This is a genomic window from Mesorhizobium sp. AR07, from assembly GCF_024746815.1.
Lineage (GTDB): Bacteria > Pseudomonadota > Alphaproteobacteria > Rhizobiales > Rhizobiaceae > Mesorhizobium.
On sequence record NZ_CP080528.1, the window covers coordinates 722604 to 734870 of the forward strand.

Below are 12267 nucleotides of genomic sequence, written 5' to 3' on the forward strand. Positions count from 1 at the left end.
GAAAGGCGGGTGGCGAAAGCGCGCTGAGGTGGATCGCGACGGTGAGCTAAAAACGTGTTGGACTAAGCCGCTGGCACGGGTGGTCCGCTATGGGCGTTCAATGAAGCGCCACCGATGAAAGGAGACCGTGTGTGCCACGCGGCCGGGCGATTGAAGGTGTGGCGTGCGCTGAAAGCGGCACGGATATCGGTTCCGGCATGTGAGATCGGCGCCGCGCCCTGCCTGGGAGAGGTTGCCGGTGATGACAGCGCACACTTTTGCGGGACCGGCTCAGTTTGGCTTCCAAGCGGGCCGGTGCGATGCTGATGACAAGGAAGGCGACGCCCTTGCTTCATGACGTGTCCTGATATGGCGGGCGTCCGGTGACGCCGTCGAATGTTTCGATGATGATCATCTGCCCGCGATGGCACGCCGGGCATTGCCTGAGGGAATGCCCGGTGAGGTCCTCGTAGCGGTCGCGATAGTCCTTTGCGGATCGGCTGTCCGCCGGCTCGGGAACCGGCATGCCGAGCCGGTCACGACAGCGGGCGAGCTTTTGCGCGCGATAGCGATTGCCGAGGAAGCCGTAGTAGCGGATGCGATGAAAGCCCTCGGGCAGGACGTGTAGCAGGAAGCGACGAATGAACTCATCGGCCGCGACGGTCATGACCTTCTGCCGACTGCCGTGCCGATAGTCCTTCCAGCGAAAAGCGACTTTCCCATCCTCGATGGCGACGAGCCGATTGTTGGAAATGGCGACGCGGTGGGTATAGCGGCCGACGTAGTCGAGGACCTGTTCGGATCCGGCGAATGGCGGCTTGGCATAGATGACCCACTCGGCCTTTCGTAGCGGCGCCAGATAGCGCCGGAAGGCATCGCGCTCGCTCAACGCCTGCAAGTCAGAGAAGAACTTCAACAGGCCGGCGTCGAAGGCTTTCTCCAGGTGCTCCAGAAACAATCGTCGAAACAGGCGTGAGAGCACGCGGACCGGCAGGAAAAAGCCGGGCTTGCAGGCGACCCATCGATCGCCGTCGGCAGAAAGGCCGCCGCCTGGGACGACGCAATGCAGATGCGGATGATGGAGCAGGTTTTGGCCCCAGGTGTGCAACACGGCGAAGAAGCCGATCTCTGCGCCCAGGTGCTTGGGATCGGCGGCGATGATGCGCAGGGTCTCGGCGGTGGCGCGGAAGAGCAGGCCGTAGACGAGTGCCTTGTTCTGATAGGCAATGGCGGCAATGGGCTCCGGCAGCGTGAAGACGACGTGAAAGTACTGGGTGTCGAGAAGCTCGGCGCGACGATCCTCCAGCCATTGTGCGCGGGCCAGCGATTGGCAGCGGGGGCAATGCCTGTCGCGGCAGCTGTTGAAGGCGATGCGCCGGTGGCCGCATTGATCGCATGCTTCGACGTGCCCGCCGAGCGCGGCGGTCCGGCACAGTTCGATCGCCGTCATGACGCGGCGCTGGGCCGTCGACAGCGACGCATCATGCTGTGCGCGATAGGCTTCGGCGTAGCAGCGGAAGATATCCGCCACTTCCGGCCCCGAGCGAGCCATTGCCGCCGCTCAGAAGTATTGCGGCTTGGCGGGCGGCGGCACGGTGGGCGCCGGACGCGGCAAGAGCTCGAAGGGGCTCGATGTGGCGCAGACTTTGTTGGTGGCGATCCGCAGGTAATGGGCGGTGGTCGCGAGGCTGCGGTGACCGAGCAGCAGTTGAATGGTGCGCACGTCGGCGCCGGCCTCCAATAGATGAACGGCGAAGGCGTGGCGCAAACTGTGTGGCGTGACCGGCTTGGACAATCCGGCGCGTTGATGCGCCTTCTTGCAGGCATCTCCTACGGCGTCCCGTGTGATTGGCTGGCCGGGGCGATCGCCGGGGAAGAGCCACTCCTTTGGCCGCCGCATCTTCCAATAGTCACGCAGAATCTCCAGCAGCTTGGGCGACAGCATCACGTAGCGGTCCTTCTGGCCTTTGCCCTGCTCGATGCGGATGACCATTCTCTGGCTGTCGATGTTCGTGGGCTTCAGCTGTATCGCTTCCGAGATGCGCAAGCCGGCGGCATAGCACGTGGTCAGAATGGCATGGTGTTTGACGTCGAGGACGCAGCCGAGGAACCGCTGAACTTCCTCTGGACTGAGGATGATCGGCAGCTTCTGCGGCTTCTTGGGTAGCGGCAGGACCTCTTCAGGCGCCCAGTCCCGATCGAGCGTCACAGTGTAGAGAAAGCGCAGCGCCGCAATGGCGGTGTGGATCGAGCCGGGCGCCAGCTTCTTCTCGTTGACCAGATAGACCTGATAGGTCCGAATGTCCTCGCGCCCGAGCAAGTCCGGCGACTTACAGAAGTAGCGAGCGAACAGCGACACCTGTTGCAGATACGACAGCTGGGTGTTGAGCGCGAAGTTGCGCACCTGCATGTCCTCGCTCATGCGCTGGCGAAGTTGGGTCATGACAAACTCCTCCTTTGTCCGATGGAATGGGCTGCAAGCAGCCACTCCATGCTGACGCAGTCGGAGCTTGTTGTGGACACATGACCAGCGCGACAGACGACGCGATCAGATTACGCGGTCGGCACACACCCTTGCCGCTCCGCGGTCGCGGAGCGGGTTAGTCCAATGTAGCTAATGCGCAATATAGGAGACAGGACCTCAAGACGACGGTTTGCAAACTCTTATACGCGGGTTGGATACCGCATTTCCGTGTGTACGCCTGGGGCTGCTTCTATCTTAGCACGGGCATCGACGTAGTCGGCCACTCAGTTCCATCGAAGATTCCCCGACCGGGGCCCTGCCTCCAATATTGAGCATCAGCAGATGATCGATCTTGTCTCCTCTTTCTAATGCGCGCGATATGCGGTGCTTGGCTAAGCGTGGTGAGCTGGTTGCACTTCCTGACCGATAGCCCACAGGAAGGCCCCTATTTCTCTAGCGATCGCGGTGATCGCGATGGCCTTGTGCTTCCCCGCGAGGATCATTTTTCGATAGCGAGAGCAGAGGCGGAGCTGACCTTTCCATGCTATTTCGCGAACGGTTCTCGGTAGGCCTTCCAACTGCGCTTGCTTGGTTCGACTTACCCGCGCAGGGAAGCGGTAAGCCCATGCGCCTTCGATCAGCATGCGACGGGCCCGAGAGTTCCCGGCCTTAGTGATCCCACCACGTTTGACATGTTCACCTGTCGAGCTCTCTGACGGAACGAGGCCAAGAAAGGCCATCAGCTGGCGGGGGTTTTCGAAGCGGCGGATGTCGCCAATTTCGGCAACAAAGACGACGGCGGCAATCAACGACACGCCTCGTAACGCCTGATAGGCTTCGACAACAGGAGCCATCGTCCAGGATTTGACAGTCTCCGAGATCAGATCGGTCAGACGCTTCAAGCGCACCTCGACATCCTCGATCGCCTGGCAGTATTCCTTGAGCACGATGAAGTGCGCCGGATGCTCGAACTTCAGAGTCGATATCCACCGCATATGCGCCAGCGACCAGGATGAGCGGCCCGAATAGATGCGGCCATGTCGAAGTAGGAACGACTGAAGCTGCTGACGCGCCCGCTTTTGAGCCTCCTGGGCTGCTTCACGGGCCCGCACGAGATCGCGCATAGCCTCATGCCCGCGGTCCGGCACCCAAACCGCTGTCAGCTCACCCGCACGATGTAACCGTGCCAAGCTGACCGCATCGCGCCGGTTGGTCTTCACTCGATCTCCGGGACGCTTGGGAATTAGTGCCGGTGCCACCACCACACAATCATGGCCCATCTCGGTGAGCTGACGGTAGAGTTCGTAACCTGTAGGCCCTGCCTCGTAACAGAAGTGGAGCTTTGCTCCTCGCTTGGCCAGCTTTTGCACGATGGATGACACCGAGGCCGGATCTGAGGGTATGTCCCCGAAAAATCTTACCTCACCACCCCGCTCGCCATCCGCGACGGCTACAGAAATCTTCAGTTTCGAGACGTCCAGACCGATGAAAAGTCTGCTATGCTGATCCATGGTTCATCCTCGCTAAGCTTGGGGCTCGGCTTCGGCCACTCCGAAGCAACCCCCCGATCTCAGCTTACGGCGAGGGTGAGCCGCCTTCACCCCGAGAACATACGGTCTCAGCAAGTCGACGTGGCTGGTGACGTCGCTATTGCCAGGCGGGGGTGAGCGTATGTCGAAGCATGCGGTGCGAGGTGGTGATATTGCGGGACTGCTGGCGCGCTTTGCACAACTTCGGGAAAAGGCTCAATTGCGCACCGGCGAGACCTTCCGATTGTCGTCATCCAAGAGGCCGGTTTGGACGGGTTTTGGATCCACCGTGTCCTGGAGCGTGAGGGGATCGAGAGCCATGTTGTTGACCCTGCCTCCATTGCCACCTCGCGCCGGCGACGGCGGGCGAAGACCGATAAGATCGACGGCGAAACGCTGGTGCGCGCACTGCTTGCTTATAAACGCGGCGAGCCACGCGTATGCGCGATGGCGAAGCCACCGACACCCGAAGCAGAGGATCGGCGCCGGATCTGCCGGGAGCGCAAGGTCCTGGTCAGTGAGCTATGGCGCGACAATTTGGATGGGAAGCGCGACGATCAAGATGAAGAGTTTGGTGGCCGCGATTTGGTGAAGATGGGCTGTGAATCGGTGAGTTGCAAGGGCTATTTTTCGTAGTTGACGCTGCGCGACACCAGGCCGGTGTTTGGATTGTCGCGGAGCGCGTCAATCAGGATGAGAGATGTTTGTCGCGGGCCGCTGTGAACGCACCAAAAAAGCCGGCCTCCGTTTGAAGCGGGAGGCCGGCCTTCATTTGCGCGACAATCTATGCTAACGTTTGTTTGTCGCGGCGCGTCAATCAGCGAGGGCCGAGGCCAGCGTTGCCGGCGTGCCATCGCTGTTTTCCGTCAAACGGGATATTGCGGTTTTGCGCCTGTAGCTCTCGACATTCATTTCGAAGATCGTCGCGTGATGAACCAGTCTGTCGATGGCGGCCAACGTCATGGCTTTGTCGGGAAAGACCTTGTCCCATTCACCGAAGGGCTGATTTGCGGTGATGAGAAGCGAGCGGCGCTCGTATCGCGCACTGATCAGCTCAAAGAGCACACTGGTTTCAGCCTGATCCTTGGTCACATATGCCATGTCGTCGATTAATGTTGAGCTCAACATTACTCGACTCATGTGCAGTACGCAGAGATGTGGAGTCGCCCCACTGCGAGCCTTATTTTGCGCGGCGCTTGACGCGAGCGACTCAACATAAGTGAACGACCGTATCGTGTTCTCCATCCACAACAAGGAGGACACTATGCTGCGTGATCTATTTCCAAGGCACCATGAGCGATACGAGACGTCCCGGTTCTGCGGCGAGTTGGTGGCATTTGCCGGTTGGTTGACGGAACAAGGCCATCTGCGGCATCCGCTTCGCCTTCATCTTTATCGGGTCCGAGAGGCCCTTGCTCGTTCTGATCGACTCCAGCCAGGGGCAGTGTTTCACGAAGCCGATGTGCGACAGGCATTCGTCGTGTCGGGAGTTTCCGCACAGACGAAGTACCTATGCGAGTGCACGGGACGCATTTTCACCCGGTTCCTGGCTGCAACTGGCCGCCTGATATCGATCGAACAATCGGACCCGGCGAGCCAGATCTGTCGCCGCTATCATCGATATCTCACCGAGGTACGAGGGCTCTCGGAGCGGTCGCTCTATCATCACGGACAGACGATTGCAGATTTCCTGTCACGAGGTGTTCCGGCCGACCGCTGCCTGTCCGCCGTAACGGCAGCCGACGTCGAGGCCTTCGTCCAGCTCAAGAGCAAGGAGAACAGCCGTCAATCGCTCCAGCATGTGATCGCGCATCTACGGGCATTTCTGCGGTATTGGGGTGATCGCGGCGAGGCACCTGGCGGTCTGCATGTAATCGACATGCCGCGCGTGTATCGAGGGGAGTTGCCACCGCGGGCTATGGATTGGACGACGGTGCGCCGCTTGCTGGCGTCGATCCGGCGGCGTGATCCCCGGGATTGGCGCGACTACGCTATTTTGCATCTCATGGCGTACTACGGTCTCCGACCGTCGGAGGTTGCCACCCTTCGCCTGGACTCGATTGACTGGGAAGCAGGAACCTTACGGATCGAGCAACGGAAGACCCGATCGGTCCTCGTCCTGCCGTTGGCCGGCCGAACGCTACGACTCCTACATCGGTATCTCCAGGCCGGCAGGCCGAACAGTGATTTGCCGGAGCTATTCCTGCGAATCCGCAGCCCGATCAAGCCGCTCAAGCACTACGGCATCATCACGGTCTTCACCTATCGTGCGGAGAAGGGTGGATTGCCGCTCGGCGGGGTGTCTTCGTATTCGTTGCGCCACTCCTTCGCCATGAGGCTGCTTCGACGCGGTGTCGGCGTCAAAGCGATCGGCGATTTGCTTGGGCATCGAAGCCTCGAAGCGACCTGTGTCTATTTGCGGGTCGACGTCGATATGTTGCGGAAGGTCGCCTTGCCCGTCCCGGGAATCATGCTCGTCGAGGGAGGCGTTCATGCCTGAGACCCTCCATCTGACCCCGCTGAATCGCCGGATCGACGAATGGCTGGCGCACCAACGCGCGCTGGGCCGGGCTTACGACAACGAAGAACGGATCCTCCAGCATCTGCGGCGAGTCATCGTGTCCAGCGAAGCCGGCGATCTCGACCAGAAGGGCTTTGACCGCTGGTGTGCATCCCTCCGCCATTTGTCGCCGACGACCCGGCGTTGCCGACAGCTTGTTGTTCGTAAATTCTGTCTCTTCCGAAGAAGGGCCGAACCAGGCTGCTTCGTGCCGGACCCACTCTACTTCGCACGACAGCTGCCGTATCGGCGGCCGGTCATTCTCGAGCCGGCTCAGGTGTCGCGGATGCTTGCAGCAGCCGACAGCCTGGCACCCACGACGAACTCGCCGCTGTTGCCGGCCGTCATGCGGCTGGCCACCATCATCCTATACACCGCCGGTCTGCGGCGTGGAGAGCTAGCCCGTCTGACTCTCGACGACGTCGAGCCGCAATCCGGATTGCTCCGCATCCGTGAATCGAAGTTCCACAAGTCCCGGCTCGTGCCTCTGTCGCCGGACGCGGCAGGCGCACTGCACAGCTATTTGCATCTCCGTCTCGCGCCCCCATTTAGTGCCTATCCTTCCTCGGCATTATTGTGTTGTGGGCGAGCCGGTCAGCACGGCTACACCGGGGCCGGATTGGGACAGGCCATCAATCGTCTGTTCGTCACTGCCGACGTACGGGACAGCGAAGGTCGCTTGCCGCGAGTCCATGATATCCGGCACAGTTTTGGCGTTCAGGCATTGATACGCTGGTATCGCGCCGGTGCCGATGTCCAGTCCTGCCTGCCCAGCCTGGCAATCTATATGGGCCATGTCTCGATCGTATCGACCGCCCATTACCTCCACTTCGTACCCACGATGCGGGAACTTGCCAGCAGCCGTTTCGAGGCCGCCTTCGGCAACATCGTTGCGGGAGCGAAGCCATGAAGGCCTATCAGCCCACAGACCTTGGCCGACCGATCGTCCGCTTCTTCCAGGAATATCTTCCGACGCTGCGCGGCATGAGCCGCCACACGATCCGAAGCTATCGCGACGGCATGGTCCTGTTCCTGAGATTTGCCACGACCGATTGCGGGCGCCCGATTGAATCGCTGGCGATCGCCGACATCACCGCCGACCGAGTCGGCCGTTTCCTGGCTTCCCTGGAGAGCGAACGCCGCAACAGCATCGCGACCCGGAACACTCGCTTGGCCGCGTTGCATACCTTCACCCGTTTCCTGATCGCCGAGACCCCGGAGCATATGGCCACCCTCCAGCAAGTGCTCGGAATCCCGTTCAAGAGGGGCGCACGTGTAGCTCCGATCGAATATCTGGAGACCACGGAGGTCGAGGCTTTGCTGGCCGGCATCGATCGAAAGACGCCGGCAGGCAGGCGAGACTACGCCATGTTCTCGCTCATGTTCAACACAGGGGCACGCGTCCAGGAGGTCGTCGACCTTCGGGTCCGGGACGTTCGCCTGGAACCGCCCCACCAGGTGCGATTCACCGGCAAGGGCAACAAGGTACGCCTGTGTCCGATCTGGCCACGCACGGCGCAGCTTTTGAAGGAATTGATCAAAAAGCAGACCAATGGCGAAGATTCTGCAGACCAGCATATCTTCCTCAATGGCCGGGGCGCTCCGATGACCCGGTTCGGAGTTGATACCTCCTCCAAAAACGCGTTGCCGCCGGCGCCGAAGTTGCGCCGACCCTGACCGGCAAACGGATCCACCCACATTCCCTCCGCCACACCACGGCAATCCATCTACTCAAGGCCGGAGTCGACTTCGCCACGATCAGCCAATGGCTCGGGCATGCCAGCCTGAACACCACCATGCGATACGCGCGCGCCGACATTGATCTGAAGCGGCAGGCCCTCGCCCAAGTCTTCCCGGGGATACTGGCTCCGCCGAAGGGTGGAGCCTTCGTCTTCCAGGGAGAGGATATCACTGGTTGGCTGCGCCGCCTCTAACATTATGTGGAGTTGTCCGACGCTCGACGCGTCAAGCGCCGCGCAAAATAAGGCTCACTGTGGGGCGACTCCACATCTCTGCGTACTGCACATGAGTCGACGATCAGCAGACTTGGCCTGCAGAAGAAGCGGATGCGTTCTTGCAGCCGTCCCTCGCGCTCGGCCCTGGAGAGCGCTGCAATGAGATCGGCCAGGGTGCAGAAGTAGACGCTCTTGCCCGCTTTGACAGCTTCGACGCCGAGCGCGATAGCCAGATGGCTTTTGCCAGTTCCCGGCGGCCCGAGGAAATGGGCGGCCTCGTGCCTTTCGACGAAGCCCAGTTGCGCGAGTGTGAAGATCCGATCGCGATCGAGGGAGGGCTGGAAAGAGAAATCAAAGCCGGCGAGCGTTTTGATGGTTGCCAGCCGACCCATCCGCAGCGCCGTCTTTATGCGGCTGTTCTCCCGTAGGGTCAGCTCTTCGGAAAGGAGAATATCGATCGCTTCGAGTGCCGACAGCTCGCCCTGCTCCAGGCGGCGGACAATATGGTCGAGTGCTTCAAGGGCACGTGGCATCTTTAGGCCGACCAGGTCATGGCGAATGCGGTCGATCATCGACGGCACGGAATCGAGCGCGGCGCTCATGGGCGGTTCTCCTGTGCCATGGCTCTGGCGACCGCATCGTAGAAGGCGAGCGGCCGCTGTGTGACCCGGTCTCCGGATCCATGAAGAATGATCTCGTCATTGTTGACGTGCGATCGCGATCGCGGCGGTGAGCGAAGGGTTCTGTGCCCTGGTTCGACGCGGCGCTGATGGCGACCTTCCAACACCGGATGCACAGCAATCAGCGCACCGTCTTCGAAGATTCGAACCTCATTGGCCAAGGTGTGAACTTCGACGAGCCGCCTTCTGGTGGCGTCGGGCACGCTGTATGCGTTTCCACCGACACTGACCATGCCCTCTCGGGATATCCTGCGCTCAAGCCGCAGAACCGATCGGAACGGAGCCAGCGGCAAGGGACGCAGATGAAGGTGCTCTTCCGCGAAGGCCTCGACGACGACGCGCTGCGTTGTGGCGTGCACGCGCGGATTGGCAACGACATCCAGCCATTGCCGCAGTTGGGTGTTAAGATCATCAAGGTTGCGAAACGAGCGCGCCAGGAAGAAGTCTTCACGAATATAGCGGAATGGTCGCTCGACCTTTCCCTTCGTCTTGGCGCGATATGGTTTGCAGGCCTTCGGATGAAAGCCGAAATGGCGGGCGAGATCGAGCAGAGCGCGGTTATAAACAATGCCGCCCGTTTCGCCTTCGCCGATGACGGCAGTCTTCATTCGGTCGTAAAGGATCTCGCGCGGAACGCCGCCGATCGCATCGAACGCCGCGGCGTGGCATCGCAGCACCGTCGGCAGATCCTGATGCATAGCAAAGCGCGCCCAGATGAGACGGCTATAGCCCAGCACCATAGAAAACAGCCAGACGATCCTGGGGGTTGCCGGCTCGTCGGTGAAGACGACATGGAATTGGGCGAAATCCACCTGGGCCTGTTCGCCGGGAGCTGTTTCGAACCGAACTTCAAAGCCGGGTTCTGAAGTCGGACGAACGTCCCTGAGGAAGTCCGTGACGGTAGTGTAGCCACCGGCGTACCCACGATCCTTCAGTTCTCGCAGGAGCCGCCGACCGCTAAGGCCGGGATAGGCAGCAACCCGTTCACGCAGATAGGCGGTGAATGGATCAATTACCGTCGCCCGCGGCTTCCTTGGTCCATAGGCAGGGGCCTCAAGGCCACGCTCGATGTATTTGCGGATTGTCTTTCGATCGACGCCGGTCTGCCTGGCGATCGCTGTCACCGACAGCCCCTGCCGATGCATATCCAAGATCATGACTATCTCCCCGAGTTTGATCACCGCCATTCCCTCTCGACCATCGAGAGCAGTATCGGTGATGACGCGCCGCCGGTCCTCCGGGGCGCGCCCCGGAAGACCGGCGGCAACGCTAAACTGAGGAAGATTCAAACGGCACTTCTGGGGAGTATTGATCCGGTATCGACACGAGCTTCCCTGTCCGCCATGATGCCGATGCGCTCCTCGAAGGTTAGGGCCGCAAGATCGGGCGAGCTTCTCTGTTCCTCGAAGGCTTTGGCCATGCCGGCCAGGCCAAGGGCGATGAGGCGTTCATGAGTAGGATGTGCGAGCATTTTTCTCTCCTGATGATGAGGGTCAGTGGAAGTAGGAGCGGCCACGGATGTTGCCGTGGCGCAGGGGTTTGGGCTCGGGTTCCGGGTCCGCGAAGGCGCGGTCCAGGCCAGACTTAAGGATGGAGCGAATGGAGCCAACAGAGCGGGCCTGGATGGCGTTTCCACGCCGGCAGGCTGCTTCCAGACGGGCAGCGCCGTAGGTTTTCTGCAGGGCGAAGATGCCCAGGCAAGTGCGGAACCCTTGCTCGGGATGAGGCCGGGCCATCATGATCGCCGTGGTCAGGGCTGCCGTGGACGGACCTATTTTCTCCGCTACGAAGCTGATCCGGGTCGGCGTCCAGGAGGCGTGCCGTCGATGAGCGCTGGGCATGTGATCGGCAAGCGTAGTGTGATTGCGCCGGCCCGGGGACTTGGCATGGCTGGCAACCCGTTCACCCTTGTAGAAGGCTTCCACAGTGCGATCGGCGATGCGGACATCGACGAGCTCGCGGATCAGGCGATAGGGAACCGAATACCAGTTGCCGTCGACTTCGACATGATAGTCGGGCGCCACCCGACAGCGTTTCCATAGGGCGAAGGCATAAGGCTCGGCCGGCAGAGGTCTCAGCGCCGGAGCGTCCACCGCGGCAAACAGTTCGGCCCGGCTCATGCCATAGGCCCGCATGATCCGCCCATTGAGATCGGCGACCAGCTCACCGATCGCCTGATTGAGTTCAACCAGGCTGAAGAAGCGGCGGTTGCGAAGGCGCGCCAGCACCCATCTCTGGGCAATTTGGACCGAAACTTCGACTTTTGCCTTATCGCGGGCCTTGTACGGCCGGGCTGGCAGGATTGTGGTGCCATAGTGCCGGGCCATATCCTGGTACGTACGGTTGAGGCCGGGATCATAGCGGTCGGGGTTGGTCACAGCCGCCTTGAGATTGTCGCAGACCGTGATGGTCGCCACTCCGCCGAAGGCGGCGAACATGCCGACATGGCAGCCGATCCAGTCGCCCAGCCCTTCGCTCGGCCGAGCCTCGCAGTAAACATAGCTGGAGGCTCCCAATGCGCCGACGAACAACTTCATGGCCTGAGCTTCGCCCGTTATCGGGTCGACGATATCGATGGTGTCGCCGGCGTAATCGACAAACACCTTCTCACCGGCGGCGTGGCGTTGGCGCATCGTTGGCGACACGCGCTGTTTCCAGGCCTCGTAGCTCGTGCAGAACCAGGTATAGCCATAGCCGTTGGGACGGTCCGTGCGATATTCCACCCAGAGCAGCGAACGCGTCACTCCGGGGCGGCGCAGTTCCCGATCGACATGAGCCCAGTCAGGCTCGGGGCCGCGGTCGGTCTTGACGCAGACCTGCCCCGGAAACAGCAACCGTTCCAGGCTCGTGTCGGTCATCGCCTCGGGCAACGGCCAGGTTAGGTTGGCTGCATTGGCCCGGTGAAGGTAAATTCCCACGGCCCCTTTGCTGATCCCCAACGACTTGGCAATCAGCCGGCTGCTAAGCCCGCTCTCGTACTTCAGTCGCAATAGTTCGCGTATGCGGCGCATCGACAATCTCTCGGTCGGCATCTGGATTCCTCGTGTCCCCGCGGGTCACTTCAAATTCCCCCGGATAGGGTCAGTCAAAATCCCCCACC

The 12267-nt window shown here is 61.0% G+C and carries 10 protein-coding genes and 3 pseudogenes; 5 read left to right on the forward strand and 8 right to left on the reverse strand.

All coding sequences use genetic code 11. From position 1 onward, the window contains the following. Positions 1–331: 331 nt before the first annotated feature. From BPNPMPFG_RS39770 to BPNPMPFG_RS39780, 3 genes are all read right to left on the reverse strand, one after another. Complete coding sequence (locus BPNPMPFG_RS39770; RefSeq protein WP_258598398.1) at positions 332–1531, reverse strand: IS91 family transposase; 1200 nt, start codon at positions 1529–1531, stop codon at positions 332–334. A gap of 9 nt (positions 1532–1540) precedes the next feature. Further along, the gene (locus tag BPNPMPFG_RS39775) at positions 1541–2422 is read right to left on the reverse strand and encodes a tyrosine-type recombinase/integrase (RefSeq protein WP_258598397.1); all 882 of its coding nucleotides are present in this window, start codon (positions 2420–2422) and stop codon (positions 1541–1543) included. A gap of 413 nt (positions 2423–2835) precedes the next feature. Next, positions 2836–3954 (reverse strand): IS110 family RNA-guided transposase, encoded by a 1119-nt coding sequence (locus tag BPNPMPFG_RS39780; protein WP_258598433.1) that lies wholly within the window; start codon positions 3952–3954, stop codon positions 2836–2838. Between the two features lie 106 nt (positions 3955–4060). Between BPNPMPFG_RS39780 and BPNPMPFG_RS39785 the strand changes: the two are divergent. Then, a pseudogene (locus BPNPMPFG_RS39785) lies at positions 4061–4494 on the forward strand (transposase); the annotation flags it as partial. Between the two features lie 291 nt (positions 4495–4785). Here the strand turns inward: BPNPMPFG_RS39785 and BPNPMPFG_RS39790 are convergent. Next, positions 4786–5085: pseudogene (locus BPNPMPFG_RS39790) on the reverse strand (ATP-binding protein); the annotation flags it as partial. 106 nt (positions 5086–5191) lie between these two features. Between BPNPMPFG_RS39790 and BPNPMPFG_RS39795 the strand changes: the two are divergent. Genes BPNPMPFG_RS39795 through BPNPMPFG_RS43040 form a run of 4 tightly spaced genes read left to right on the forward strand, consistent with a single transcriptional unit; the run spans position 5192 to position 8466 of the window. Further along, a complete protein-coding gene (locus tag BPNPMPFG_RS39795) occupies positions 5192–6472 on the forward strand; it encodes a tyrosine-type recombinase/integrase (protein WP_258598399.1) in 1281 nt (426 codons plus the stop codon). After that, positions 6465–7442 carry a tyrosine-type recombinase/integrase gene (locus tag BPNPMPFG_RS39800; RefSeq protein ID WP_258598401.1) on the forward strand — a complete coding sequence of 326 codons (978 nt, stop codon included), beginning with the start codon at positions 6465–6467 and terminating at the stop codon, positions 7440–7442. Before BPNPMPFG_RS39795 ends, BPNPMPFG_RS39800 begins: the two co-directional genes overlap by 8 nt. Beyond that, positions 7439–8209, forward strand: a complete 771-nt coding sequence (locus tag BPNPMPFG_RS39805) for a tyrosine-type recombinase/integrase (RefSeq protein ID WP_319946033.1) — start codon at positions 7439–7441, stop codon at positions 8207–8209. The genes BPNPMPFG_RS39800 and BPNPMPFG_RS39805 overlap by 4 nt, the downstream gene beginning before the upstream one ends. 44 nt (positions 8210–8253) lie before the next feature. Then, positions 8254–8466 (forward strand): site-specific integrase, encoded by a 213-nt coding sequence (locus tag BPNPMPFG_RS43040; protein ID WP_413776968.1) that lies wholly within the window; start codon positions 8254–8256, stop codon positions 8464–8466. Positions 8467–8561: 95 nt separating this feature from the next. Here BPNPMPFG_RS43040 and BPNPMPFG_RS39810 read toward each other — a convergent pair. The 4 genes and pseudogenes from BPNPMPFG_RS39810 to istA (BPNPMPFG_RS39825) all read right to left on the reverse strand — a co-directional run. After that, positions 8562–9089: pseudogene (locus BPNPMPFG_RS39810) on the reverse strand (ATP-binding protein); the annotation flags it as partial. Further along, the gene (gene istA, locus BPNPMPFG_RS39815) at positions 9086–10348 is read right to left on the reverse strand and encodes an IS21 family transposase (RefSeq protein WP_258599116.1); all 1263 of its coding nucleotides are present in this window, start codon (positions 10346–10348) and stop codon (positions 9086–9088) included. The gene istA (BPNPMPFG_RS39815) and the pseudogene BPNPMPFG_RS39810, both read right to left, overlap by 4 nt. A gap of 104 nt (positions 10349–10452) precedes the next feature. Next, complete coding sequence (locus BPNPMPFG_RS39820) at positions 10453–10638, reverse strand: hypothetical protein (RefSeq protein WP_319946036.1); 186 nt, start codon at positions 10636–10638, stop codon at positions 10453–10455. A 22-nt stretch (positions 10639–10660) separates the two neighbouring features. After that, on the reverse strand, positions 10661–12199 hold the full coding sequence (istA, locus tag BPNPMPFG_RS39825; RefSeq protein WP_258598435.1) for an IS21 family transposase: 1539 nt from the start codon (positions 12197–12199) through the stop codon (positions 10661–10663). Between the last annotated feature and the right edge of the window lie 68 nt (positions 12200–12267).